Origin of the sequence: Enterococcus sp. 4E1_DIV0656 (assembly GCF_002140695.1) — a bacterium.
In the GTDB taxonomy this organism is placed as follows: Bacteria; Bacillota; Bacilli; order Lactobacillales; family Enterococcaceae; genus Enterococcus_D; species Enterococcus_D entomosocium.
This window is the reverse complement of the sequence record NZ_NGLF01000001.1, coordinates 1,894,857-1,921,134: the sequence shown is the minus strand read 5'-3', so window position 1 is coordinate 1,921,134 and position 26,278 is coordinate 1,894,857. Positions and strand designations below refer to the sequence as shown.

Here is a 26,278-nt window from a genome sequence, read left to right as displayed (position 1 = left end):
ACAGGTTATTTTTCCATATAAAATTCAAAACGATTACCAACATATTGGGTGCGCACGTATTCAAATGGTTGACCATCTTCAAATGAAGTGATTTGCCGCATACGTAAAATCGCATCGCCGCGTTTGATTTGTAAGTAATCAGCAATTTGCTCGGAAGCGACCATAGCTGAGATCGTTTGCGAAGCGCCGCCAATTTTCCGCTGTCCTTTTTCTTCCAACACTTTATAGAGGGAAGAGATGATCTCCTCCTTGCTAAAGTCATGAATAAACTTTTCAGGGATACTCGCTACTTCAAAACAGATCGGCACATCATCCGCATACCGAATCCGCTCCATCCGTAAAATCGTTTCGTGACCTTCTAATTGCAGCTTTTCCATCTCACTGGAGCTAGGTGCCGTCAAGAAATAAGCGACCGCTTTGCTGGAAGGCTTACGACCAAGAGAATTCATGATTTCGGTAAAACTCGTCGTGCCCGTCATTTTCTCTTGTACTTTTTGGCGAGCCACATAAGTGCCGGAACCGATTTTACGCTCAAGAATCCCCTCATCTGCTAAGGTTTGGATCGCTTGTCGCAACGTCATGCGACTCACGCCGAATTGTTTCGACAACTCGCGCTCTGAGGGCAGACGATCCCCGATTTTGTATGTATTGTTTTCAATATTGGCTTTAATTTGATCATGAATTTGGATATAAACAGGTAATTTTTCCACCACTACACATTCCTCCGTTCCCCTCCTATTATAACTGGTATATACCTAAATAGCTAATAAAAAAAGCAAAAACTGCTCTGTTTTTCTCAATTTGTGCGAATTCTTTCCCTATTTTATAGGCAGAAGAAAGAAGTTATCACAAAATGTCCAAACAAGAGCAGTCGCTTTTCTTTTAAATTGGTTCGGTCGCTGGCTTGAGAATTTATTCAGCCAACGCTTTATTGGCAGTGGCCATCAACAATCGGATACGATTCAATTGATTGACGATTGAGACACCTGGATCATAATCAATGGCCGCAATGTTCGCCTGCGGGTATTGACGACGTAATTCTTTCATAACACCTTTTCCTACCACATGATTGGGCAGACAGCCAAATGGTTGCAGACAAATGATATTGTTGACATTATTTTCCAATAGATCAATCATCTCACCGGTCAAGAACCAGCCTTCTCCCGTATGATTACCAATGGAAACAATCTCGCTCGCTTGCTCCGCAAGCTGATGGATCGAATGGATACCATCAAAACGCGTTGACGCCCTCAGTGCTTTATCCATCGGTTTTTGGAGCCTCTCAATCGCCATGATCGCAAAATCAGCGATCATTTTACTTTTCTTCGCCATCCCCAAATGCTCGTAGCGCCAAATCTGATTGTAGAGGGAATAATTCATGAAGCCGACAATATCTGGTACGACCGCTTCCGCTCCTTCTGCTTCTAACAGGCGAACGACATCGTTATTGGCAGTCGGTGAATACTTCACTAAAATCTCTCCCACGACACCGACACGCGGCTTCTTGATATCTCTTATCGGCACTTGATCAAAGGCTTGAATGATTTTTTTCATATTTCGATTAAACAGACTGAAGGAGCCATTACGAACGTTTTTGGCAATTTTTTCCAGCCATTCTTGATGGAGCCGATCGACAGCCCCTGCTTCTTGCTCATACGGACGGGTGCGATAAACGACCCGTTCAAAGAGATCTCCGTATAAAAATGCCACCGCCAAACGCTTCATCATCGGTAAGGTAAAGCGAAAGCCCGGATTTGATTCAACCCCGGTGTTGCCCATCGAAATAGATACCACCGGCACTTGTGGAAATCCTGCATCGTTCAGTGCTTTACGTAACAAAGGAATATAGTTCGTTGCACGACATCCGCCGCCCGTCTGAGTCATCAAAACACTGGTATTTTCAACATCATATTTTCCGCTTTGCAATGCTTCTACTAGCTGTCCAATGGAAATGATCGCCGGATAGCACGCATCATTATTGACAAAGCGTAAACCGACATTAACCGCCTCACGATCTTCACTAGGTAGACAGATCACTTGATACCCAGAAGCTTGCAAAGCAACATCGACTAACCCGCTTTGATGGATGGGACTCAACATCGGCAATAAGAGCGTGTGCTGCTTGCGCATCTCTTTGGTAAAAATGATCTTTGCCGGTTCCTCGTATTGCTTTTTAGGTACAAAGTGCTGTTTGTCCCGTTCGTTGACTGCTGCTTTCAAGGAACGCAACCGAATCCGAATTGCCCCAAGGTTTGCTCCCTCATCGATTTTCAACACCGTATATAACTTCCCATACTGCGCCATAATCTCTTCGACTTGATCAGTAGTGACTGCGTCGATCCCGCAACCGAATGAGTTTAATTGAACCAGTTCTAATTGTTTGTTTTTCGCGACCACTCGAGCTGCCGCATACAATCGCGAATGATAGACCCATTGATCCACAACCCTCAGATCGCCGACATTTGCTAAATGAGCAATACTGTCCTCAGTCAATACATGGAAGCCTTCTTGGGTAATGACTTCTGCAATCCCATGGTTGATTTCAGGATCCAAATGATATGGTCTTCCAGATAAAACGATCCCTTTTTGATTGGTCGTCATCAGCATACGTAGCGTTTCTTCTCCCCGTTGCGCAATATCTGTCTTGAACTGATCCAGCTCCTCGAAACCGCTGCGTAGGGCTTGGGCAATTTCTTCTTCTACAAAACCAAAATCTTGAAAAGTACTCGTTAAAGTTTTGACCATTGAGGCTTCATCCGCCAAATTCAAAAACGGACAGCGGTAGTCAACCGCCCCTTCACGAATCGCATCGACGTTATTACGAATCACTTCTGGATAGCTTTGCACAATTGGACAGTTAAAATGATTCTCAGCGGCAGTGTTCTCTAGTCGCTCAAAAATAACACCTGGATAAAAAATCAACGGTACGTTTTGATCAATCAGTGCCTGGATGTGTCCATGGGCTAGTTTGGCTGGGTAACAAACCGTATCACTAGGAATCGTTTCAATCCCTTGCTCATATAGTTCTTTGTTGGAACGTGGCGACAAGGTTACTCGAAACCCTAACTTGGTGAAAAAGGTATGCCAAAGCGGATAATTTTCATAAAGATTCAATACTCTTGGCAGGCCGATTTCGCCATGGACGGCCTCTTTTTTACGTAAGGAACGGTACTTAAACAAGCGGCGATATTTTTCATCCACAAGATTGATTTTGCGGTCTTCTTTCTTGATTTTGATTCGCGCACCACGTTCGCAGCGATTCCCGGTAATAAATTTTCGACCGTCAGAAAAGAGGGTCACCGTCAACAAGCAATTGTTTTCGCATAGACCGCAATTCGTAAATTCTTTTTCTGCTTGGAAATCGGCCATTTCTGCTGGAGACACCAACGTACTAACATCGTCAAGGGCTGCTTCTTCTAAAGCGATCAAGGCGGCACCATATGCCCCCATCAAACCGGCGATCGATGGTCGAACGACTTCACGGCCGCTGATCAATTCAAAAGCGCGCAGAACCGCTTCGTTATAGAAAGTCCCTCCTTGGCAGACGATTTTCTCGCCGAGGTCTTCAGGTCGCCGAACCTTGATGACTTTATAGATAGCATTTTTTATGACCGAGTAAGACAAGCCGGCTGAAATGTCGCCAACAGAAGCCCCTTCTTTTTGGACCTGTTTCACTTTTGAGTTCATAAAGACGGTACAACGCGAACCAAGGTCAACCGGTGCTTGGGCTTTTGTAGCTGCCAACGCAAATTCTTTGACATCCTGATTCATAGATTTGGCAAAAGTTTCAATGAAGGAGCCGCATCCTGAGGAACAGGCTTCATTCAATTGAATCGAAGATAACGCGCCATCTTTAACCGTCATCGCCTTCATGTCTTGTCCACCGATATCTAGGATAAAATCAACCCCCGGCTGGAAATGTTCGGCAGCTTTGTAATGGGCCATCGTTTCCACTTCACCGATATCGACTTTCAGTGCATGTTTGATCAAATGCTCGCCGTAACCTGTGATCGTTGACTTTGCGATGTAAACGTCAGAAGGCATCTGACGATAAAGCTCTTGTAAAACCGCCATCGTTGTCGCTAACGGTTCACCTTCATTATTGCCATAGAAAGAAAACAATAATTCCCCTGCATCATTGATCAAAACCACTTTCGTTGTGGTTGATCCTGCATCGATGCCTAGATAAGCAGCGCCTGTATGCTCAGACAACGCTTTTTCTGTGGCCACCGCTTGAGCATGGCGAGCACGAAAAGCAGTCAATTCCTCCTCGTCTTTAAACAATGGGGCTAATGTATCAGTTGGCGCGAGTTTGCCATCTTCTCCGTTGGCTAAGCGGGCTAATAGCACGGAAAGCTGTTGCTCTTCTTCTGCATACAGTGCAGCCCCCATCGCCACAAACAGTTCTGGGTTCTCGGGAAAAATGATATCTGCTTCTTGCAGGTTCAACGTATCGATAAATCGTTGACGCAATTCCGACATAAACGTCAACGGTCCACCTAGAAAGGCTACCTTGCCTTTGATTTTACGACCAGCAGCCAAGCCAGCAATCGTTTGATTGACCACCGCTTGAAAGATACTCGCCGCAATGTCTGCTTTTGCTGCTCCTTCATTGATCAGCGGCTGCACATCGGTTTTGGCAAAGACGCCACAGCGCGATGCGATCGGATAAAGGGTTTGATAATCTTTGGCTAGTTCATTGACCCCATTGGCATCGGTTTTCAATAAAACTGCCATCTGATCAATAAACGCACCCGTTCCACCGGCACAACTGCCGTTCATTCGCTGCTCCAATGCCCCTTCAAAAAAGGTGATCTTCGCATCTTCGCCGCCTAACTCGATAGCCACATCGGTTTCGGGAATCACTGTCTCAACTGTTTTGGTACAAGCGATGACCTCTTGGACAAATGGGATCCGCAAAACTTCCGCCAGACCCATCCCACCTGATCCGGTAATCGCCAGCGCAAGCGGCTGATCTTCGATCACTTCTTGCGCTTCTCTAATGATTTTTTCCGCTGCTTTCTGGATATCTGCATAGTGCCGTTCATATCTTGAAAAACACGTTTGATTGCCTTCATCTAACAGAACCATCTTGACTGTTGTCGACCCGACATCGATGCCCGCTTTATATTTTTTCATTTGTTGCCTCCATCTAAACAACACTTTGTTGATTATCTAACAAGCCGTTTGTTATAATACTTATGTTCATTGTAATTCTTTTAATTGATAATTCAACAAACAATTCTAAGGAAGGTGTGGGATAAACAACAATTACCCGTTTTTTGTTGTTTATTTTGAAAGGAAATTCACAATATGAAAAAATTGGATTTACGTGTCAAACGAACCAATAAGTACATTATTGAAGCTTTTATCCGCTTAGTGGAAGAAAAAGGCTTCGAGCAAGTGACTGTCCAAAATATCGCCGATGAAGCCATGATCAACCGTGCAACCTTTTATGCCCATTACAAAGACAAACAAGACTTGTATGAAAAGATATTTGACTTGGCTGTCGAATCATTTACCGCGATTCTTGATTTTGAAGATTTTGTTCAAGGCAATCGCATCAAAATCCGCAAAATCGAAGCGGCCATGACCGAACTTTTTTTACACATTCAAAACAATCGTTCCTTTTATTTGACGATCATGGATGCCTCTGCCATTGAGATCATCCGTAAAAAGTTGGGCCTGATTTTGACTGAACGTTACCAAGAGATCTTTTCAACGTTGAGAATCACCGAAGGAGACATTGAAGTGCCCTTAGACTTCATCATTGACTATATGACCTCGATATTTGTTGGTACCTTGCATTGGTGGCTAACGGCAGAAACAACGATGACACCCGACCATCTAGCAAAACTTGTCATCAAACTGGTGGCAAACGGCCACCTGACTGTCTTGGGGATTGAGATTGAGGAATAGCTGCCAAACCCACTTTACTGGTTTGCCCAAAGAGAAGGGGGTCGCTCCCTTTTTGCGAAGAGCATTCATTTTAACAACGTTTAACCGTTTATTTTTTTCTGGAATCATGGAAAAACCCGTCCAGATCGCTTGATCACATGGACGGGTTTCTTACCGATTATTTACGTTCTTTTTGACAGATTTGCGTTCAATCAATTCGAAAGGAATGATTTCTGAGGTGATTTTTTTCCCGTTAAGAATACAGTCAAGCAGCTTTAAACAAGCGCGTTTCCCCATCTCATGAAAAGGCTGGGAAATGGTGGTCAGCGGTGGACTGACCATTGCGGCAATCCGAGAATTATCATAACCGACTACCGAAAGATCATCGGGGACGACGATCTTGTTTTCATAACAAATAGAGATAATCCCTAGTGCTGTTTCATCACTCGCACAAAACACAGCTGTAATCGGTTCTTTCCTCTCCAAATACCCGCTCATTGCACGTCTTCCAGATTGAAAACTAAAGTAGCCATAATCAATAAATTGTTTATTTACGGGAATCTGATTCTTCTCTAGGGCGTCGACATACCCTTTGATCCTAGGCACACTCGTATTTTCATCATCATAGCTTAATCCTGCCAAGCCAATATTGTAGTGCCCCTGTTTGATCAGATAATCAACAGCGGTAAAAGATGCCAAATAGTCATCCACTTTTATCGAAGGAATTTTTTTGTTTGTATCAGTACTAGAAACTAGAACAATCGGGATATTCAAGCTTTCGATCGGTGCTAAATCGTATTTAGACAAAAAAATGGAAAACACAATAATACCGTCGACTCGACGTTCAGCCATAAGATCTAAACTTTTCTGAAACCCTTCTCCACCAACACCTGCATGAGTCACGATCACACTAAACCCTCTAGCGTGTGCTTCTTCTTCAATCCCCTCGATGATTTTTACATAAAAAGAGGTGTCGGAGTTCGGCATAATGATCCCCACCGTCTTTGTCGTTTTCGTTACAAGACTGATAGCAGTTTCATTCTTACGGTATCCTAACTTTTTGACTGCCGAAAGAACACGTTCTTCAACTTCTTTGCTATATCCGCCAATATTATTCAGCACTCTCGACACAGTGGCAATTGAAACGCCTGTTTCTCGAGCAATATCTTTGATAGTTGCCGCCATATCAAAACTCCTTTTATCTGCTTTCATTGCCTTTTCTTTCGATCGAATAGAAAAAGGCTTGTTCCTTCCATACTTGGCCGACAATTTCAGCCAAGTGTCTCTTCCATTCTAACAAATATTGAGAAAAAAACGATAGTTAGAAGAAGTAAAAACGACTTCTAGCTATCGTTAATCGGAGGAAAACGATGGAAATTGGTTCTAAGATACCTGCTTATTCACCCGTGATCCCAGACTTGTCGATACTTTCAACAAACCATTTCTGAACAAAAACATAGAAGAAGATCAATGGAAAAATACTCAGAATCGTTCCCGAATAGGCTACCGCCTCTGTATAACTAAGATTGGGATTGACTCCTGGATCACCTAGATTCGAGGTATTGTTGACGACATTGTTAAATTGACTTTCCAATGAATTGAGTAACATTGGAGTTGTTTGAATGTTTCCTTCTAAATAGAAAGAAGTCAACAAGGTTTCATTCCAGTACAACGCAAACGCATAGATCCCCACAATCACAAATGCAGGTCTCACCATCGGTAAGGCGATCTTATAAAAGGTTTTAAAGGCACCCGCTCCATCCAAAAAGGCTGCTTCTTCTAATGCAGTTGGGATCATTTTGAAAAACTGATAAAAGATCAAAATGAATAAAGCGGCTTGTTCTCCTTGACCCATAAGAGCTGGAAAAATCAGCGCCCCCATATTTCCGCTTAATCCTAACGTCGTAAAGAGTTGATAGCGAGGAATAAAAAACAACACCTTCGGCGCAAGATACGTAAAAAGCAACAATGAAAAGATCAGAAATTTTCCAGGTACTTGAAAACGGGCTAACCCGTATGAAATCAAAGCAGAAGAAAGCATCAGACAAACGGTCGATACTCCTGCAACAAGTACCGTAGTGAAATAGCTCCCTGGCAAACGTAACGCCCGCCACGTAAGCCGAAAATTTTCTAGATAAAATTCTGAAGGAATCCATTCGATCGAGTGATCAGCCAAATCTAAATTTGACATCAATCCTACAGTTATCATATTGATCAGCGGGAAGATAAAGACAAAACTAAGCACGATCAAGATTGCATAAATGACGATTTTTCCTAATAAGCCGTTTGTAAAATTGGTTCCCAGTAACAGTTTTTTCATTCTATGGGTATTTCCTCTTCGTCGTATCATCATTCTTAACCCGCCTTACTTTTCTTGCGTTCTTTTATGACCATATACAAAATACCAATCATTATGAATTGGAACAACGTATATAAAATAGCAATCGCTGACGCATAGCCTTCTCTTCTCGCTCCATCGTAGGTCGATTCCAGAATGATCGAAACAATCGGATTTGCTTCAAAATTCGCTAAAAAAACCACAATAAAGACGACCGCTACATTGATCAGTGGAAAAATGATTGGTAAGGTGATTTTCCAAAAACTGACCCAGGAAGAAGCACCATCGATTGATGCGGCCTCATAAATGCTCGGGTTGACATTTTGGAGGGATGCTAGAAAAATCAATACCGGAACTGCACAATACCACAATAGTTGCGCAATCATTTCAAATAATTCTGCAACCAGCAGGACAACGGCTTGTGAAGGAATAAATAAATCTAAGATATTGAGAATCACCAGATTCTCAACGATCCCTGTACCACCATACTCACTGATCATAGTCATCAATTTGCCACTTAAGATAATGATTGGTAGAAAAAAGACTAAGCGAAAGAACCAATTGCCGTGAATTTTTTGATTCAAAAGCATGGCAATAATCACCGATAAAGCGATAATCACAGGAACTTGAAACAAGGTAGCAACAAAAAAATCTTGTAAGGCAATCACGAAGTCAATATCCTGAAACAAAATTCGGTCATAGTTCTCCCAACCGACCCAATTATAACGCCAGCCAGAACGAATGCCATAGGAGACATTATGAAAGCTAAAGAAGATCGTTCGAGTAAGCGGATAGGCCACTAATGTCAGAAACCCAATGATCCATGGACTAACAAAAAGCAGCCCTGTTAATTTCTTTTTCTTTTGCATGGATAATTTCACCGTACAAAGACCCCCTTTCCTTCTACTATGACTTCTCCTGTTTCAAAGGTTGTCTCATTATAGTTGATTGTTAGTGTCTTTTGATTTGCATAGGTTACTTGAACGACTCCGTCGGCTAAGAGTTGATGATCGACCATCTCACTCCCTCTGACAACTGACAAAGCTTCATCCATCGCTTCATAATAAAACATGATTCGCTCTGATAAATACTCATATTCCGAAACAGTGATCGCACTCGCCCCAGTATTTTTCATTTTGTATGCAGGCTCTCCCGTCAAGACAAATGTGGGATACACACCAAATTCGATCAGCCGCAAAAGAGTATCTTGATCATGGGAAACACTATTAAGATACGTAGAATACATCTCTACTTGGCCACTTAAAATCAGCTGCAATAAAGGAATCGTTTCATCAATAAACACAAAACCGGAAGAGTAGATGGGTGTATCATAATACTCATCAAGATAAGGGAAAAGATACGCATTTGGTTGATAGATATTCGTTGCTATTTCAGCTGCTTCCAACCGCTCAAGCAGCTGTTTGACACTGGTCATCGTCACAAGACTACTATGGATCTGACGTTCTTCAAAAAAAGTAAATACATTGTGATCAAAACCAGCCAAAGCCAGACTTACTCCCGCAAGATCAGCGAGTGTCGTTAAATCATTTTCTAAAGATGAAGCATAGAAGTACGGACTGTTCATATAATTGAGGGTTGCCTTTTCAGGATCAAAAAATTGAAAGTCATTCCGATTTAATTTGTATGTTTGCTGATTGCTTGCATTGTGATACGTTTTTGTATAGTCGACGTAAAAATTGAAATCTACCTCGTGTTCATGAAAGTAAGCCAGTAACGCTTGGAAATCATCGTCATTGTTCAGATTTTTTTGTGGGCCAATGCCATACGTCCAACGGTCTTGCAGAAACGCTTTGGCAGTGACGGTTAATTGCTCGATGCCATTTTCTAGTAATTGTTCCGTGATAGCTTTTGCTTGAAGAGGATCTGTCAAGGTTACTTCCTCAATCCCCAAACTCCCCATCTTTACTTCATTCATCAAAAAATCGATTTTTAAAGGCAGCGATTGTTCGGGCGTTTCTTTCTCTTTGGTTTTTCCAAGCTGTTCAATAAAGCTGCGATAACTCTTTGCCAGCCCAACATAATTTGCCTCATCTTCTCGCAAGAAAACATAGCGTTGCACGATATCATACTCGTTGGGAAGCTCTTGAAAACCTAGGATATGCTGATCTTCATTGATCCGACTTTGAAATTGAGAATAGGCGGTTCGATACGTATAAGTAAAATAAGATTGATAGAAATGTGTATCCGTATTTTTGGGTCGATAGTTATACGTGGCATAACTTTCTCCGTTTTCAGAAATGACTAAAACACCGGCACTATTCTCTTCTTTGATCACACCATAAAGAGGCAATGTCAAAAGTTCAATTGGTTTTGAAGGATAGGCACCGCCTCGAGGATTGTCCTCATATCCTTGATCTAAACCATAGACTGGTGCCGAATACCCCACCAATGACCGCGGTGTCTCATCAAGGCGAATGGTTGCTCCAGGACCATCGGGTATGACCAAATACCCCGTTTCTTCCCCTTCTGTACTAGCAAAAAAAGGATACATGATCAATTGGTTCAATGAAATATTATTGTTTCCCGGCTGCCAAAGGTTTTCATTGTATTCTTCAATACTCTCCTTCGGAATATGAACAAGAAGATCCCCGCCTTGAATAGTGACCCTCATTTCAAAACGAATCTTTTGTGAAGTAAAATCAATTGCAACAACAAAGCCATCCTCATGAAATTGGTATTCCCTCGTGACCCCTGAGTCCATCAGGGTACGCCGTCCCGGTGTGGCTCGGTCATAGGTAACGATCGAAACACCGGACTTGATATAATTGATGATTTCTTGACTATACTGCATCTCAACATAGTCTGCTTGGTAATCATAAGACGCCCACTGCTCACCATTCACCTTATCAAAGACAAGAATTGCTGCCGTCTCCTCCTCGACATACAACACGAGTTGTTCATTTTCAGCCGCTAATCGAAAAGTGTCTGGAATTTCTGATGGTGCCTCATACCTCCCCTCAGAAACGTTTGCTGCGGTATTGACAGTCACCGCCTGAAAATCATTCATCAGCGGCTCGATCGTAGGTCTTACCTCTTGCGAATCGAACAACCAAAATCCCAGTAAAACAATCATTGGTAAAAATAGTATATAAGTCAGCCATTTCTTATTCATCGGGCACTCACCTCAGTTATCACGTCTAGAATAAAGTTGATTAGCTGGCTGCCTAATGTATAAAGGACAAACACACACAATCCAATAATCAACATGGTAAAAATACTTTTGAAGATAATCGTAAAGGTCTCGCCAACTTCATAGTTGTGTAGATCTTTGATCACAAAAAATTGTAAAAATAAGACCCAAAGACCTGCAATCGCTTGTGGGAGATAAAAAAAGACGCTTTGTTCTAAAGTGAGACCATTACTCAGCAAAATCACCACTGGGAAAACAAACAATATTGGTGTCATCGCATAAGCTGTCCCATTGACACTTTGAAGAAACGTGCCTTCCCCATCATTGATCGAGCAAATCAAGTAATTCGATACCATCCATAACAAGACGACAAAAATGAAGGTTGCTAGCTCATACAAAAGATAAGGATTATCTGCTACAAAGATCACATTCGTCCATTGATGGTACATGAGAAACAAACCGATGTAGAGAAGAAAGAGAATCATAGAGAAGAACACGGATACCCGTTTGCGACGCTTGATCGTATAGATCCCATCAAAAATTGCTTGATGAAACTCGAAAATAAACAAAAAATTATCGACGAATTTATACTTTTTCAGCCATTGAAGCTTATGAGTGAGTGAAATAGAACGCCGACTAAATTTCTTCACCAATCGCCATAAACTCCACAATATCAATCCAACCATCATCAAGACAAACAACGTATTTAAATGGGCACTCAACCAGTCTTGTCGAATCTCCCAAAAAGCCGCTGATATTCCTGGTGTAAACTCAGCACTCATAAATTCTTGGTACGCCAACTGTGCTTCACCTTCTCGCAAGTAAGCGTTACCCAATCCGATCCGTGCATTATCAAACACTGAATTATAATTCAAGGTATATTCCCAAAGTTCTTGACTGACTCGGTACTCTCCTTGTTGATAACTACTCATGGCTTGATGGACCGCTTCGGTGAAACGAGTGCGTTCATACTTCACTAGCGAAGCGGCTCCTTGATCGACGACGATCAGCTCATTTTCGGACGTTGCTGCAATACTCGTAGGTCGGCTTAAAATCCCGAAACGACTAGAGATCACATCATTCCCTCCAAATACGAAGAGCAACTGCCCTTGAGAATCGTACTCATAGATCCAACCATCTGAAGAAACTGCATAAACACTGTCCTGCTGACCGATCCAAATACTTTCCATATTAAACTCACCTAACAAATTGTCTGGAAAATAATTGGTCCCTGCAACGTTAAACTTTTTGATCGCACCATTTGCCAACGAAGAGGTCACCGTGTAAACAAATCCTTTTTGGTCAATACTCACATCCGCGATAATGTTTGGAAAGACAGTTTCCATCGCTTGTTGCTGCGTTTCTGTTAAAAAGAAGGAACGGATTTGATCTAAGAGGGGGACATTTAAGGGATTGGCACCAAAAAAAGTCACGAACTCTCCTGCACGATTCAGCATAATCAAGCCATTACTTGATTCAGAACTTCGAACATAGATGTTCCCCCTCATATCCACCGCAAGATGCGTCGGTAAGAAAGGATAGCCTTCATTGAATACAGGTGCATCTGGCGTACCAATTTCTTGTAATAATTCATGGCTCTCTTTGTCATATGAGAAAATTTTATTTTGGCTCGTATCTACTGCATAAATAATATCTTCTGTCACGAAAGTACTATGTACTTCCACTAATTCTTCACTCTCTAGAAATCCTTGATAGGACAACGTTTTATCAAGAATGATGACTTGATTCAGCCCCGTATCAGAAATATAAACATTGTCTTCATTATCAACAAAAACATGATTTGGTTCGACAAATGAATGACCATCAAACGCTGTGATTTCTTTTGCAGGTGTATAGGCTGTTTGGGTCCGCAAAAAATAATTTTCACTATCCGTCGTAAAAGTAAAATATGGAACCTCTTGGGCAACGGCTTTATTCGGTAAAATAGTTGCGAAGACCATAACAAATAAAATAAGCATCGTCATCTTTTTCATATCACTTGATCCCCGTATGCGCCATTGAATTCATGACTTTATTTTGTAAAATGATAAACAACAATAAATTAGGGACAAACATAATCAGTCCACCAACCGCTTCGACACCCGCACTTGCGACGACATTTCCCGTTTGCGAAGATAGGGTCGACATATAAAACGGAAGCGTACGGATAGTTTCACTATCCATAAAAATCGCTGAAGCTTCTACGTTGCCCCATACGGACTGAAACGTCAACAACGAAACAGTGATCAGTGCTGGTTTGATCATCGGCATGATAATACTCCAATAAATTCGGGCGAAGCTTGCTCCATCCATTTTAGCTGCTTCGATCAAAGAATCTGGGATCTGATCGATAAATTGCTTCAATAAAAACAAGCCGACAGGCATTGCCAACATTGGGATAATATGTGCCCAAATCGAGTTGTATAAGCCCAATTGAACAATGATCAGAAATCGGGGGATCGCCACCGCAACCGGAACGAACATCAGCGCCAAAGTATTGATTTTATTGAAGGTCTCCTTACCTTTAAAATGCAGTTTAGACAATGCAAAGGCAGCAGAGGAACTGATCAACAACGTCAAGACAATCAACGTGAACGCTACGAATAAACTATTGAATAAATAGCGGCTCATTGGTATGCCTGACTGATTGGAAAAATTGGTCAGTAGTTGAAAGTTTTCTAATGTGGGTTGCCGAACAAAAAAAGTCGGCGGATAAGCAAATAACTCGGTAAAAGGTTTAAATGCATGATTCACAATAAAGATCACTGGTAACCCCATGATCAATGAGACGAAGACCAAAAGTACATGTATTTTTAGTTGATCCTTATGAAATCGCTGCGGATTCACTTTGACGGGACTGGACATCTTTTCACCACTCTCTAAATAATAATTTTAGTTTTCACTAAACAGCTTATAGCTGACACGATTAAATAGAATCACAATAAGTAATAGCACAACTGTAACCGCTGAGGCATAGCCTAACTCATACCGGGTAAAGCCAAAATCTTGGGCATGATCGACGATCAACCAGCCGGAATATTGAGGTGGTGGATTGCCACCACTCAAAGCTGCCGCCAAACCAGCTGTGTTAAACGTGCCAACGATGGCCATGACTGCGCCAAATAGCATTTGTGGCTTCATGGAAGGAATGGTAATAAAGAAGACTTCCTGCCATCTATTTTTCACTCCATCAATACTTCCTGCTTCATAAAGTGAGCGATCGATATTCAATAACCCGCCTAGCATAGCTAAAAAGCCGACCCCCATGCTACTCCAGATCCCGATAAAAATCATAATGACAAATAAAATCGTTGGCTGTTGTAAAAATTGAATCGGCTCTCGCACGATGCCCCACTCTAAGAGCCAATGATTCAAGTAGCCGGTCTCATCACCACTGAATAAAACCCGCCAAACTGTCCCCATCATGATGGAGCCTGTAATCGAAGGTGAGTAAATGATCACTGTATAAATGGTCCGCATTCGATGGGTAACTTGCGAAATATTCCAGGCGAGAAAAAAAGCGAGCATATAGCCGACAGGCCCAACAATCACACCATACAAAATCGTATTCATCAGCGCATTTTGTAAAAAAATCGTATCTCCCATAATCAAATCAATGTAATTTTGAAACCCGATGAATTCTGGAAATTGAACAGTATTGAAATAGGTAAAGGACAAAAGAAATGCGACGATAACTGGCAATAAAATTAACAAGCCAAATAATAGCGCATAAGGCGAAAGAAAGAGAAACGATGAATTCAGTAGACGATCTAGCCAGCGATACTCTTTTTTGGCTGTCTTTTGATTTGATTTAGTTATCCCCATCATGACTTGGTATCCACCTTTCAATTGTTTCTAGTACGGGAACATTAAAAGGCCGAACCAAGACGTCTTCTTGGATATACCCAAACTCCCTCAATTTTCTTTCCAACTCTTTGTCGATTATCCTGACCGCATGATCGATGGCGATCCGCGGATTCTCTCCATCGAGAACTACTTTGTTCCAAGCATTGCTAAGCTCTCTTTCTACAATATAATCACCGGGAACTCTCCCTGTTGTTTGAATCCATTGCCATTGCTCTAAAATCACTTGCTTTGATTCTTGCGGCCAAGCACTTGCTTTAAATCCTTCTAGGTTGGCTGGCAAATAGAGAAATTGGTGTCCCAGAGTCGCCTGCAGATCATAGGAGAACGTCGCCTGTGTTTGGCTACTGTTCCACCATTGTAAGAAAGACCAGCTTTCTGCTTTTTTCTCACTATCGCTAAAAATAATCGACGCAGAACCATAGGTAGGATCCCATCGTTCGATCTCTCCACTGTCATTTTCGATCCCAGGAATTGGGATCATCCCCCACTGACCGGCAATTTCAGGCGCTGCATGCTTCAATTGCACATAGAGATTAGCATCGCCGATCCCAATAGGAGTTTTCCCATCACGAAAACTCTGATAGAATTGCGCAGTAGTCAAGGGCATGTTGTAGACTGTAAAAAGACTGGTCATAAAATCAAACGCTTCATAGGAACCACCTAAATGAATCTCCGTCTGACTCCCAGTATCATCGAACAACCGCCCGCCATACTGATAAATAAACGGCGTGGTCGTGTCGAATCCTTTATGTGAACTGTCGGATCCTAAAGGGATATAAATATTCATATCGTATCTTTGTAATAATGGAATGATGCTGATCATTTCTTCCCATGTTTGCGGTGGTTCTTCTCCGATCATCTCCAACAGATCCTTACGGTAATAAAGTAACTTGACTGTCTGTGTTTCCGGAATCGCATAGACTCCTTCGTCATAGATATATTGCGTAAAGGAATTTGGGTTGTATTCAGCGGTAAGCTGCTCAAATCCTTCCAGCTCACTTAGATCTTCGATGATTCCTCGCAGTCCCAACTCAAAAGGCATCCCATGACTGACACTTAAGGCCGCATCTGGCACACTTCCTGCAGCATTGTTTAAGATGATTCGTTGTTCATCAGGCAACAAGGATAAATTCACTTGGATGCCCGTTTTCGGTGTAAATTCTTCATCAACAAGTCGCTGAATGATCTCTAAATTTAAACGCGATTGATTGACCCAAACCTCTATCGCTTCTCCCTCAGTTTCATTTATTTGACGATATCTTGGATTGATAAACGTATAAGCAAATGCCTTTACGCTTTCCAAAGCTGTGGTAAAAATCCCTACTCGCTCCCTTGGCAGTTCGACATTCGCATCATGGATAAAAATTCGATCCATTGATAAGGGACTAGCAATTAAAGTTGGTAAGACAGATTGGATCCTTCCGTAGGCCGAGGAGTAGCCTTGATTAAAACGGGTTAAATAATGAGGCAATGTATCCGGCTGTTCATAGAAACTCTCGACCATAGCGATTGCAACCGCTAATTCTGTCAAAATCGGTAATTTTTCATTGCCTAATAAATCGATCAACACTTCTCTTTGTGCGTTCAATCCATCTAGGATCTCTGCTAATGATGTTTTGAGTTCTGGGAAATAGGTTTCGATCCGCCAGTCTCTCTGACGATCAACCAATCCACCCGTCAAGCGCACCACTTCCGCACCGATGCCATCCATCTTTGCCAGTAATGCCAACAATTCATGGTATGGTGCTGCAACAAGCGTGCTGTCAATGACAAGCGATAGCGTATGTTGTCCCTCTTCTAAATAAAATAAAAAGGCGTTTCCCTCATCATCACTCAGTGTTTCATGGATCCACTTATTTGAATAATCAAAGGAATAAGTACTCAATTCTTCAAACGGAACTTCGCCATTCAACTCGATTCGTCTTCTAGCAGGCATTCCGTTATTCATGTTTTGTAAGTATTTGAAGGTGATTTGGTAAAAGCCACTCTCTTCCACAGTCAAAACATACGACACTTGGTCCCCAGGCTCAGAAAAAGAAGCACCATCTAAAACATTCAATAATCGGGTTTGATAGTCATAGGGGCTTAATGCTGGGTTACGAAGATATTGACCGCGGATACTTCTTCGACTTTTAGTCACAGGATTTTCTGTCTCGATCGTCAATAATTGTTGATCATTTTGTTTTGATGCGCCTTCGTGCACGACAAGGTATTCCTCATAGGAAAGGGTGGATCGTTGCGTGTTCTTGATAATGATATCTCCTAGTAAAATAGCTCCTTCAATCAATTCGAAGGAAAGCGTGTTCTCACCTTCTGCTAGTTCAAACTTCAACGGATCAGCAAAGAAATGATTTGGGTCTTTCAATGGTTGTTGGTCCCATTCCCCAGCTAGCTCTGATCGCACCTGAAGCTGATCGCCATAACGATCAAATTGAATTGCAGATTTCTCGTGCGCTTGTTGCCATTGCAAGGGCAACGTTAAGGCGTTCATCTCATTAAACTGAGTCGTATCGTTGATTTCGAAGGACAGTTCTGGGTTTAAAAATGTCTGCTCTTCTACACGGTAATCCAGCCAAACCTCATACAAACCCCCAACAGGCGCATTGATGGTCAACTCGATTTTATCTCCAGCTTGAAGATTCGTGACATATCCCTCATAGTTCTTACTCTGAGAAGGAGGCACCAATTCACCACCCAGGCGCTCTTGCGCTAAGTTAACTGACTCCTCAGTAGGTATTTCAAGCCCTTCTCGTACTCGTTCCATCGCTACCGCATAGTAATGATCTGCTTCGTGGGAAAAAGCCATTAATTCTTCAGTACTTCTTAGATCACTCCGACTTACTTCCTTTTCTTGTTCGGTATCATTTCTAGAAAAAAGAACGGATGCCAATACGATCACTGTTGTGATGCCGATTGACCAGGCTATTTGAAACATACTTCTTTTTTTCTTTGTCATAGAATCCCAACCTATCACTCATTTTTTGATGTAAGGAAACCTTGTTATGGTTCAAATGACCATAACAAGGTAGGTACTGATGGAAGTGATCAACGATTGTATTGTCGTAAGTATTCTTCGATCTGTTCATTGATTCTGCGGTCCCATTCGCTAGCGATGTCACTATAGCGAACTCCTTCATCCTTGATTTGATGCATGATTTCCCAAGGATCAACATCCCCTTGGACATTAGAGAAACCAGGCATTTGTCTCGGATAAGCGACAGGGTTAGATAATTGTTGCTGGAAGGCTTCTTCTTTAAAAGCGGCGAAATTGTAGTTAGCTAATCCACTCTCTTCATCGAACCCTTTTACCAATGGATGATTCGCTAACACCGTTGGATTAGTCGTAATTGGCCATCCTTGAATGAAGTCCATCAAACGATCCTCAGCTCGTAATGGTGCATCTTCTGGAAGACCTGAGTATTCATCGATCAAGGCCCATCTTGAAAGTAAGCCTTCCTCGCCATAAGTTAGCCACTTCAACAGCTCAAACGCCGCCTGAGCCTTCACCGGATCATCTTCTAACTGACTAGAGATACTAAAAGTATCATAGTAACCAGGAATGTATGTTTCGCCACGAGGAGCAGTTGGCATTGGATAAATATCGATCTCCATGTCTCGTGTTTCAATCAATTCAGAGACATCGCCGCTTAATGCCCACAACCAACCACTTTCTAAGACTTGCAAGCCATCACCAAATGCCCAACTCAAGTTGCCGACTTTTGCAACTCGTTCTTCTTCACTGAGATCATAAAAATGCAATCCTTCGATCGCTTCACGGGCAAATCGCTCATAGTACTCGCCAAAGTTTGTCGCACTAGCTAAATCCCATCGTTCTGTTTCAATATTGAACCCTTTCCACCCATTGGGAATATCATCAAAATAATTAGGTCCTATTTCCCCAAACCCAACAACGCCGGGAAAGATCGGGCTATTGGCTGTCAAAACTGCAATTTCACTTCGAAGCTCTTCATACTCTTCATAACTCCAGTTATAATCTGGAATCGAGAGATTATTTTCTCTCAAAAGACGTGTATTCACTAATACATATTGGGAAACAGACTGCCAAGCCAAGCCATAGATTTCTTCACCATCATGGGTACGTAAAAACTCCATCGCATTATCAGAGATCCATTGCGCTTCATCATCTGCTTCTAAATAAGGTGTTAAATCAAGCGTAAACTCACGATCATAAACTTCAGCAGACATCGGCGAAAAGTAAATGTCTGGTAAGTCATTGTCTTGCGCACGAGCATTCAGCATTTCCAATTGTTCAAAGTTTCCATTCTCGCCATTGGCAAATTGCGCATCGCGAATAACGTTGATATTTGGATACTTCTCCATAAATTTCTCAATATTTAACCACATTGGATTTTCGCTATTTTCTTCCCCATAATAGCGGCTGGCAAAAACCAGATCGATCTCCTCTTCTTGCCATGCCAAATCCCCTTCTTCATCAGATGTAACATGGTTTCCAGATTCTGTGGTATCTGGATCATTGGAATTACTACAAGCTCCTAAAAGGAATAAACTTGAGAACAAACAGACCGACCTTACTATTTTGCTTTTTTTCATACAAAACACTCCTCATTTATATTTTTGTCTTTTATTTTTCTTATGGAAATGGAGGTACTTTCCTTAAGGACTTAAAAAATCACTTTTAGTTAAACGTTTACGTAAGTAATACGTAAACGTTTAACTATTATTCATTACTTGCTTCATTTGCTTCCAATCTACTTCTAGCTTTGCAATGCACGCTCTTAAACGATAGAGATTAGAACGTTATTGCCTTTTTCTCCTGATTCTTCTGTTTATCAGGATGCCGAAGTATGTGATTACCTGTCATCCTCTTTCTTTTGATCAATAATCTACCCAAGCGAGGATGAAGCAAGAACTTTTAGCTCTTCTTTTAGTCCTCAACTGACGATAGAAAAGCCTCTCTCACCTATGAAAGCGCTTAATATATAAATCAATAGTACCATATGATAACAGATACTCAATATAAAACTTATAATTTGTATAAATAACCCACCTATTTCGTTTAACATATCAGATTATTTTCGTCTAAAAGATCCTTAAATAATTAAAAAAATATATTTTTAAGACAATTTTAATGAAATCGAAAAAAACCGATTAATAATAATATAACATAACATTCTATAGACGACCTGAACGATTAATTAATCAAACCATTTAACTCCTGCTGCTTGCTGGTTTTCTATTTCAGGCAACAAAAAAAAGCATTGATGCTTGCATCATGCTTTTTTCTCATTTTCTTCTACTCATTAAAAACTATTTATTGTTGAAGAGGATATTAGTGATTCTTTGAACGCCATTTGATCGTGTCTTTCGTCTTGCGCTGTTTCGTTACTTTGATTCCTTTTGGAGCCACACGAATCGCATAATCTTCCTTTTTCACCACATCATAGACATGCTCTGCAACTTCCGTTACTTTTTCTTTTAGATTCAATTTAAATTTCATGTGTTTTCATCTCCCGAATGCTTTACTAATAGCCTATCGCAAATAAAAAAAATCTTCAACTTATAGCCCTTCATAAAAAAGGATTTTTAGGGTTTTCGTTCCTCTTTATTGGACAAGCGATTTAGACGCAACCAATGCTTCGTAATGCTGAACTGTTTTTCTAGGTTTAGAAGAAAATTTGTTGAACAAACGGAACGATCCTTTCTTCTCCCCTTCACCGTTCCCCATTTCTGGCAATACAGCATTATTGACATAGCTTTGGTTTGAAGGATGTTTACAGAAACTTATCTTTTTCATATGCTCCTCGTTTCTTATCAAATGAGACTGAGTTTGATCAACAGATTGTCTCCAGTTAGACGCACTTATTTTCTAGTTTCAATAAAAAAGTGTCAGTAGAAAATCCAACGATTTCCCACCAACACAAAATAGTGTAGTTTCCAACTACCACAAAGTTCGATTAATAAATCAAATAGTCAGAAGCACCAGCTTGCTTGATCTCGATCACTAGCTTATGAGGCAGGCAAATGCTCGTCTGCCCATTGCGATAGATCCAGCTGGTTTTGACAGCAATCTGGTCGGGACTATTGTCTTCACGCACTCGGATCGCGCCATCTTTGATCTCGACGATATTGTACTGACCTTCTGCTGGATAGTAGGTTTTTTCCATCGCATCGATTTCTTCTAAGTTAAAACGGTCAACCTCTTCTCCATTTATTCGCACGATTGCATACCGATCGCCGGTATCACTTTGAGCTTGTGCTTCAAATAGAAAAAGCGGTAAAAAAGAGCCGACAACTAACAGAATAAACAGCAGATAATCATAGGGCTTTAGAAGTTTTAAAAATGGCTGGATCGTCTTTTTCATCACATGTACGCCTTTCATGGTTCATTTACTGTTCCCTTTTAGAAGGTAGTCGCTCTTCAAAAAAAGCAGTTAGATCGATGATCTCTTCCTCTGTGAAGGTTTCTTGCTCCCATTGGGCAAGGATTTGTTCTTGCAAAGTCAAATCCATTTCCCAAAAATGCTCGATCTTCTTGAAATGCTTTGAGTCAAAGGAACGAAACACCGGGTAGATCATCAAAAATTCTTCAAAGGTAAGATCCCAGTCCTCAGTATAATCTTTAACGACCCCTTCTGACAAGGCTTTTTCCGTTGGATCGCCATTTTCTTTGATTAAACCAGCTTCGTAAAAATGGCGATAGATGGCCTCTTTGGTGATCTCTGGATGAAATTTTTTACTGTGACGATAGGCTTCTTCAATCAATGACGGATAGATGATCTCCATTTTCCCCCTGCTTTCTGGACGGCGTCATAAGACGGCGTTAATTCTTTTCGATTGGGTGCTGTGCTTTGTATTCTGCTAAAGATACATGGTGGCTGCGCTTGAAGGTTCCTGTTGTCCCATCAAACGAAATCGCTGGGGATTTGACGCCATGGTGGGTCCGACGCTTATTCTTTTTTGCTTTTGATGTTTTTCTTGCAGGTACTGCCATGTCATTTCCAACTTTCTTTCACTTTTTCATTATGCACGCAGCTGCAATGCATTTTTTCGTTTGTTTCGTTTAAATTCATGAATGATTTTTAATGCGCGTTTCCTTGTTTTGATGTTCGGGCTCTTTAAACGTCGATACGCACTAGACAAGTCCGTTTTTTCCATGTTGACTCCTTTCTGTTACCAGCTTGCTTTTGTAACACCGGGAATTTCTCCGAGGTGTGCATGCTTACGGAAATTGATCCGTGACATGCCGAATTTATTCATGTAGCCCCGAGGACGACCATCGATCATATCCCGTTTCTTCAAACGAGTCGGATTCGAATCCTTCGGTAGTTTGGCCAATGCTTGGGTATCTCCTTGCGCTTTTAATTCTTGACGCACTGCTCGGTATTGTTCGATCAGTTGTACTTGCTTGTTGTATTTTGCCATTTTTGATTTTTTTGCCATTCAGTTATTGTCCTTCCTATTTCTTGATTTCACGAAAAATCGCTCTGCGCCGCAACTTTGGTGAATATTTTTTTAATTCTAAACGTTCCGGCGTATTGCGCTGGTTCTTATTAGTCAAATAAAGTCTTTCCCCTGTCTCCACACATGCCAAAATAATATTGTTTCTCATAATAACCAGCTCCTTTCTCTTGCGTCACACCAAAAAAGGTTAAAGTGTAACGATTACGTTTTGTATCATATCACACTCAAACATAGGAAGCAAGCAAAACTATTTCTTCTTTTTGTTATTTAACACGTGAAGAAAACGTCATATGAATTTGTTTTCAATCGTTGCTGTCATTGGCGGCAAGGTAACAGGAACCTGTAGCTTTTGATCGCGCAAAAAAACCACCTGATCTTTAAGGAATCACTGGTCGGGCTTTTCAAGCAGCCCACGTCGTGATCCTTTATCAGGTGATTTCTTTCGGTTAATTTACTGATTTGTTCTCATGTGATGCAAGCCATTCACTGATCGCTTGCAAGCGTTCTATCCGCAAGTTCGGCAAGCCATTGCGTGATAAACCATGAGAGGATTGAGGAAACAGCATCAGCTTCGTATCGACGCCTTTACGCTGCAACGCCATGTAAAACTGCTGTCCTTGTTCTTGCGGACATCGCAAATCATTTTCCCCATGGAGGACTAGCGTAGGTGTCTTGACTTGGCTGGCATAGGCCAAAGGCGACATCTTCCAAAGTCCTTCGGTCCCATCAAGTTCCCGCAACAATTGGAATTTGACAAAGGCAGGTCCAATGTCGCTCGTCCCATAAAAGCTGATCCAATTTGAGATCGAGCGTTGCGTAACTGCCGCACAAAAACGATCGGTATGACCAACGATCCAGTTGGTCATAAAGCCACCATAGCTGCCACCAGCTACATGGATCGTGTTCGTATCGATTTCTGGATGGTTTGCCACCACGGCATCAACCCCCAACAGCAAGTCTTGATAATCTTTATTGCCATAATCACCTAAAATCGATTTGACAAACGCCTGACCGTACCCTTGCCCGCCACGAGGGTTCAACAAGATGACCCCATAGCCGTTAGCGGCATGGACTTGCATCTCGTGGAAAAATGTTTCGCCGTAGCAGACTTGCGGACCGCCATGGATGTACAAAATTGCTGGATGACTTTCTTGTGTTTCGGTCGGGGGCAAATACCAGCCTTGAATTTGCCACCCATCTGCTCCTTCGTACCAAAACGCTTCGGGTTTACTGATCGCTAACTGTGACATAATTGCTTGGTTGGGATCGTATAGATCAGTTACTTCGCCACTTGCTAAGTCAATCAAGCCTAAGCGACTAGGGATCGTTGTGGTCGCATAAGCAACAGCAAGTTTGGATTCCGAATAGATCGCCGCATCAAGGATATCCATTTTTTCATCAAGCAGTTTGGTCCATTCTCCTTGGATCGAGGCGCGGTACAATTGTAGCTTGCCATGCTCCGTTACGGGTACAAGGAATGTGTCATCCGTCAACCAGGTGATCGCTACGCCGCGATTTTTTTGTTGAAAATCACTGATGATCGCATTGCCAAAAGCAACATCTAACTCCTTGGAAAGATTTTTGACTGCTTTCGTTTTTAAATCGATCAAAAATAAATCATCCAAGGTCACAAATCCGTAAGAGAGGTCATTGCCTAATAATAGCAGCTGATCATTGCGCGCTGCAGCAAAAGTATACGTTCCTTCTGGCAGAATGTTTTCTAAACTTTCTGTCTTTTTCGTCTGGCTATTTAGGAGACAAACCTTCGATCCATAGTCCCACTCGTCTTCTTCCTCTTTGTCAAAAGTGAGAAACAAAGTCTCTTGATCATCCGCTAAGCCAGAGAACACAAAGGGATACTTATGCTCAAAAATCAGTTCCGTTTCTTGTGTCGCGATCGTTTTTTTGATGATCGAATGTTTTTTTTCTTTTAAAAAGCCGACGCCATCCGCCAAATAATTGACTTTCGTAGTAGCTTTTACTTGTGGAAATTCCTTTTGCTTGTCCATCTTTTCTTTGTCGTCTTGATTCTCTGAAACCGTCTCCTCTTGTGCCAGCTGGTAATAGATAGCCGTTGCGTCTTGCTTCCAAAAATAGTCGCCCAGACCTTTTTCAGTCACAAGTGCTTGGGGCTTGCCGCCGGACACCGCCATCGTCCATAACGTACTTTCACCTTTCTTTGGATCGGTCGTCACAAAACTGAGCCATTGCTCATCTGGCGAGACCTTTAGACTGTTGTGGGTCGTCGCTTCGGTGCCCCACTCACGCCGTTCATTGGTCTTTGCGTCAATACTATAAATCGCTGAATCATACGTGTTGGTCTCTGGGTTGACTACCGTTTCCAAGTAAAAAACCTGATTTTGCCCCACTGCAGGCTGCGCAATCGTTTTCAGTTCAAACAGTGTCTCATTCGTTATTTTTTTCATCCATTTCCCTCCAAATATACGTGTTTTCGTAGTAACTATCTACTAGTATATCAAAAGAAACGAATTTTTCTGCTTTTTTTAATAGTGAAATCCTCGCAAATTCGCAACTTCTTCAAAACCAGCCGACATCCCTGTCTGCCTTAAGATCTCCTGCCCATTTTCTAAAAGGGTCAAGGCAATTTCCGTACTGGCACTTTCGCGAATGATCCGATTCATTTGCCCAATAGAAGGTGCCCTCAAAGAATGCCCTTCTTTCGTCAAAACTTCGATCGTTAAGGACCATTGTTTTTGTTTGAGATGGATCACTAAACGGTCTTCCGTGCGTTTGACATCATGAATCTTTGCACCATGATAAGTAGCAAAACGATATTCTTGGCTCCCGACTTGCAGAACACAAATCGTTCCCAAAAAAGCAAAACCAGCAAAGGGAATGTCGGCTGCGGAGAAAAAGAACCGAACATCTGGCGCATCAAAGCTGTTGCATTGAACCCAAATATAAGCTGCTGGAAAGGAGGTTCCCCAATCTTTTTCCAAATAACCGATCCCGTTCGTAAAATCGATTGCTTCGTCGTTCCACTGCAGCGTACCTTCTAAGGTATGACTCATGCTCAAGACCCCGTGATAACACTCCATAAATGACAGATACGAAAAAGGACCCATGATACTCGGCGCATAACGTGTCCGCTGAATCGGTTTGTGGTCGTTATACTTTACTGACCCTTGTACTTGAAGCTCGTTATTTTTTAAAGAGACTTGGATGCCTGCTTCACTAAAGATATTGTCACCAATCGTTACTTTACGCTCCTCTTCAGACACTTGAAAGTCAGTTTCTGGAAAGGAAAAGTAATGCGCACCCTCATGATTGATCACTTGAATGAATACTTCTTTGGTCCCGTCTTTTTGAATCGAAAAACCAGGAATAAAAGCATAGACTTCTTCACCGATTTGGTGTTTATGGTACCAGCCTTCAAAAAAAGCGGTCTGCTTGTCGTGGCCGTGAAAGAACTGATCTGTTGTCAACATCTTGATTTCCCTCCGTTTCTTTTTTAGTGTAGCATGAAGCAGAAAGATTCCTCAGGATAATGCTTTTTCTATGTAAAAAAAGCCAGAAACAAGTAAGACACTTGTTTCTGGTTTTGCTTATTGCTCTTTCAT

At 41.7% G+C, this 26,278-nt stretch carries 22 protein-coding genes; 1 reads left to right on the top strand and 21 read right to left on the bottom strand.

Features of this window, described 5'->3' with window-relative positions; all coding sequences use genetic code 11:
• Positions 1-5: 5 nt before the first annotated feature.
• Both A5882_RS08975 and A5882_RS08970 read right to left on the bottom strand, forming a co-directional pair.
• A complete protein-coding gene (locus A5882_RS08975; protein WP_005228765.1) occupies positions 6-713 on the bottom strand; it encodes a GntR family transcriptional regulator in 708 nt (235 codons plus the stop codon).
• Positions 714-912: 199 nt separating this feature from the next.
• Positions 913-5,139, bottom strand: coding sequence for a 2-hydroxyacyl-CoA dehydratase (locus A5882_RS08970; RefSeq protein WP_086372685.1), 4,227 nt, complete (start codon positions 5,137-5,139; stop codon positions 913-915).
• A 174-nt stretch (positions 5,140-5,313) separates the two neighbouring features.
• Between A5882_RS08970 and A5882_RS08965 the strand changes: the two genes are divergently transcribed.
• Positions 5,314-5,919 carry a TetR/AcrR family transcriptional regulator gene (locus tag A5882_RS08965; RefSeq protein WP_005237309.1) on the top strand — a complete coding sequence of 202 codons (606 nt, stop codon included), beginning with the start codon at positions 5,314-5,316 and terminating at the stop codon, positions 5,917-5,919.
• 150 nt (positions 5,920-6,069) lie between these two features.
• Here A5882_RS08965 and A5882_RS08960 read toward each other — a convergent pair whose 3' ends face one another.
• The 19 genes from A5882_RS08960 to A5882_RS08875 all read right to left on the bottom strand — a co-directional run bounded on the left by A5882_RS08960 (position 6,070) and on the right by A5882_RS08875 (position 26,146).
• Positions 6,070-7,083 carry a LacI family DNA-binding transcriptional regulator gene (locus A5882_RS08960; protein ID WP_034872458.1) on the bottom strand — a complete coding sequence of 338 codons (1,014 nt, stop codon included), beginning with the start codon at positions 7,081-7,083 and terminating at the stop codon, positions 6,070-6,072.
• 211 nt (positions 7,084-7,294) lie between these two features.
• Positions 7,295-8,218, bottom strand: coding sequence for a carbohydrate ABC transporter permease (locus A5882_RS08955; RefSeq protein WP_139843243.1), 924 nt, complete (start codon positions 8,216-8,218; stop codon positions 7,295-7,297).
• A gap of 35 nt (positions 8,219-8,253) precedes the next feature.
• Positions 8,254-9,117: a carbohydrate ABC transporter permease gene (locus A5882_RS08950; RefSeq protein ID WP_139843242.1), complete on the bottom strand. Its 864-nt coding sequence runs from the start codon at positions 9,115-9,117 to the stop codon at positions 8,254-8,256.
• On the bottom strand, positions 9,114-11,369 hold the full coding sequence (locus A5882_RS08945) for a DUF5696 domain-containing protein (RefSeq protein WP_086372684.1): 2,256 nt from the start codon (positions 11,367-11,369) through the stop codon (positions 9,114-9,116). The genes A5882_RS08950 and A5882_RS08945 overlap by 4 nt, the downstream gene beginning before the upstream one ends.
• Positions 11,366-13,381 (bottom strand): hypothetical protein, encoded by a 2,016-nt coding sequence (locus A5882_RS08940; protein ID WP_086372683.1) that lies wholly within the window; start codon positions 13,379-13,381, stop codon positions 11,366-11,368. Before A5882_RS08940 ends, A5882_RS08945 begins: the two co-directional genes overlap by 4 nt.
• Before the next feature lies 1 nt (position 13,382).
• Positions 13,383-14,252, bottom strand: a complete 870-nt coding sequence (locus tag A5882_RS08935; protein ID WP_005237316.1) for a carbohydrate ABC transporter permease — start codon at positions 14,250-14,252, stop codon at positions 13,383-13,385.
• 27 nt (positions 14,253-14,279) lie between these two features.
• On the bottom strand, positions 14,280-15,215 hold the full coding sequence (locus A5882_RS08930) for a carbohydrate ABC transporter permease (protein WP_005237317.1): 936 nt from the start codon (positions 15,213-15,215) through the stop codon (positions 14,280-14,282).
• Entirely contained in the window at positions 15,199-18,210 is a 3,012-nt protein-coding gene (locus A5882_RS08925; protein WP_086372682.1) for an extracellular solute-binding protein, read from the bottom strand. The genes A5882_RS08930 and A5882_RS08925 overlap by 17 nt, the downstream gene beginning before the upstream one ends.
• Before the next feature lie 89 nt (positions 18,211-18,299).
• Entirely contained in the window at positions 18,300-19,826 is a 1,527-nt protein-coding gene (locus A5882_RS08920) for an ABC transporter substrate-binding protein (protein ID WP_005237319.1), read from the bottom strand.
• A 739-nt stretch (positions 19,827-20,565) separates the two neighbouring features.
• On the bottom strand, positions 20,566-20,733 hold the full coding sequence (locus A5882_RS19795; protein ID WP_005237320.1) for a hypothetical protein: 168 nt from the start codon (positions 20,731-20,733) through the stop codon (positions 20,566-20,568).
• Between the two features lie 105 nt (positions 20,734-20,838).
• Positions 20,839-21,030, bottom strand: coding sequence for a hypothetical protein (locus A5882_RS08915; RefSeq protein WP_005237321.1), 192 nt, complete (start codon positions 21,028-21,030; stop codon positions 20,839-20,841).
• A 160-nt stretch (positions 21,031-21,190) separates the two neighbouring features.
• Entirely contained in the window at positions 21,191-21,598 is a 408-nt protein-coding gene (locus A5882_RS08910) for a NusG domain II-containing protein (protein ID WP_034868672.1), read from the bottom strand.
• 25 nt (positions 21,599-21,623) lie between these two features.
• The gene (locus A5882_RS08905) at positions 21,624-22,019 is read right to left on the bottom strand and encodes a hypothetical protein (RefSeq protein WP_086372681.1); all 396 of its coding nucleotides are present in this window, start codon (positions 22,017-22,019) and stop codon (positions 21,624-21,626) included.
• Positions 22,020-22,056: 37 nt separating this feature from the next.
• Positions 22,057-22,227, bottom strand: a complete 171-nt coding sequence (gene rpmF / locus A5882_RS08900; protein ID WP_005237324.1) for a 50S ribosomal protein L32 — start codon at positions 22,225-22,227, stop codon at positions 22,057-22,059.
• 29 nt (positions 22,228-22,256) lie between these two features.
• Positions 22,257-22,391 (bottom strand): putative metal homeostasis protein, encoded by a 135-nt coding sequence (locus A5882_RS08895; protein ID WP_005237325.1) that lies wholly within the window; start codon positions 22,389-22,391, stop codon positions 22,257-22,259.
• Positions 22,392-22,406: 15 nt separating this feature from the next.
• Positions 22,407-22,676 (bottom strand): 30S ribosomal protein S14, encoded by a 270-nt coding sequence (gene rpsN / locus A5882_RS08890; RefSeq protein WP_005237326.1) that lies wholly within the window; start codon positions 22,674-22,676, stop codon positions 22,407-22,409.
• A gap of 16 nt (positions 22,677-22,692) precedes the next feature.
• On the bottom strand, positions 22,693-22,845 hold the full coding sequence (gene rpmG / locus A5882_RS08885; protein ID WP_005225339.1) for a 50S ribosomal protein L33: 153 nt from the start codon (positions 22,843-22,845) through the stop codon (positions 22,693-22,695).
• Positions 22,846-23,143: 298 nt separating this feature from the next.
• Entirely contained in the window at positions 23,144-25,123 is a 1,980-nt protein-coding gene (locus tag A5882_RS08880; RefSeq protein WP_086372680.1) for a S9 family peptidase, read from the bottom strand.
• A 78-nt stretch (positions 25,124-25,201) separates the two neighbouring features.
• Positions 25,202-26,146: a tocopherol cyclase family protein gene (locus A5882_RS08875; RefSeq protein ID WP_008377300.1), complete on the bottom strand. Its 945-nt coding sequence runs from the start codon at positions 26,144-26,146 to the stop codon at positions 25,202-25,204.
• Positions 26,147-26,278 lie beyond the last annotated feature (132 nt).

What these genes read in the sequence shown, in the direction of transcription:
- A5882_RS08905 (WP_086372681.1), bottom strand. Translation starts at nt 22,019, where the DNA reads ATGGAGATCATCTATCCGTCATTGATTGAAGAAGCCTATCGTCACAGT.
- A5882_RS08965 (WP_005237309.1), top strand. Translation starts at nt 5,314, where the DNA reads ATGAAAAAATTGGATTTACGTGTCAAACGAACCAATAAGTACATTATT.
- A5882_RS08970 (WP_086372685.1), bottom strand. Translation starts at nt 5,139, where the DNA reads ATGAAAAAATATAAAGCGGGCATCGATGTCGGGTCGACAACAGTCAAG.
- A5882_RS08875 (WP_008377300.1), bottom strand. Translation starts at nt 26,146, where the DNA reads ATGTTGACAACAGATCAGTTCTTTCACGGCCACGACAAGCAGACCGCT.
- A5882_RS08935 (WP_005237316.1), bottom strand. Translation starts at nt 14,252, where the DNA reads ATGTCCAGTCCCGTCAAAGTGAATCCGCAGCGATTTCATAAGGATCAA.
- A5882_RS08945 (WP_086372684.1), bottom strand. Translation starts at nt 11,369, where the DNA reads ATGAATAAGAAATGGCTGACTTATATACTATTTTTACCAATGATTGTT.
- A5882_RS08880 (WP_086372680.1), bottom strand. Translation starts at nt 25,123, where the DNA reads ATGAAAAAAATAACGAATGAGACACTGTTTGAACTGAAAACGATTGCG.
- rpsN (WP_005237326.1), bottom strand. Translation starts at nt 22,676, where the DNA reads ATGGCAAAAAAATCAAAAATGGCAAAATACAACAAGCAAGTACAACTG.
- A5882_RS08920 (WP_005237319.1), bottom strand. Translation starts at nt 19,826, where the DNA reads ATGAAAAAAAGCAAAATAGTAAGGTCGGTCTGTTTGTTCTCAAGTTTA.
- rpmF (WP_005237324.1), bottom strand. Translation starts at nt 22,227, where the DNA reads ATGGCAGTACCTGCAAGAAAAACATCAAAAGCAAAAAAGAATAAGCGT.
- A5882_RS08925 (WP_086372682.1), bottom strand. Translation starts at nt 18,210, where the DNA reads ATGACAAAGAAAAAAAGAAGTATGTTTCAAATAGCCTGGTCAATCGGC.
- A5882_RS08955 (WP_139843243.1), bottom strand. Translation starts at nt 8,218, where the DNA reads ATGAAAAAACTGTTACTGGGAACCAATTTTACAAACGGCTTATTAGGA.
- A5882_RS08895 (WP_005237325.1), bottom strand. Translation starts at nt 22,391, where the DNA reads ATGGAAAAAACGGACTTGTCTAGTGCGTATCGACGTTTAAAGAGCCCG.
- A5882_RS08910 (WP_034868672.1), bottom strand. Translation starts at nt 21,598, where the DNA reads ATGAAAAAGACGATCCAGCCATTTTTAAAACTTCTAAAGCCCTATGAT.
- rpmG (WP_005225339.1), bottom strand. Translation starts at nt 22,845, where the DNA reads ATGAGAAACAATATTATTTTGGCATGTGTGGAGACAGGGGAAAGACTT.
- A5882_RS08940 (WP_086372683.1), bottom strand. Translation starts at nt 13,381, where the DNA reads ATGAAAAAGATGACGATGCTTATTTTATTTGTTATGGTCTTCGCAACT.
- A5882_RS19795 (WP_005237320.1), bottom strand. Translation starts at nt 20,733, where the DNA reads ATGAAATTTAAATTGAATCTAAAAGAAAAAGTAACGGAAGTTGCAGAG.
- A5882_RS08915 (WP_005237321.1), bottom strand. Translation starts at nt 21,030, where the DNA reads ATGAAAAAGATAAGTTTCTGTAAACATCCTTCAAACCAAAGCTATGTC.
- A5882_RS08930 (WP_005237317.1), bottom strand. Translation starts at nt 15,215, where the DNA reads ATGATGGGGATAACTAAATCAAATCAAAAGACAGCCAAAAAAGAGTAT.
- A5882_RS08960 (WP_034872458.1), bottom strand. Translation starts at nt 7,083, where the DNA reads ATGGCGGCAACTATCAAAGATATTGCTCGAGAAACAGGCGTTTCAATT.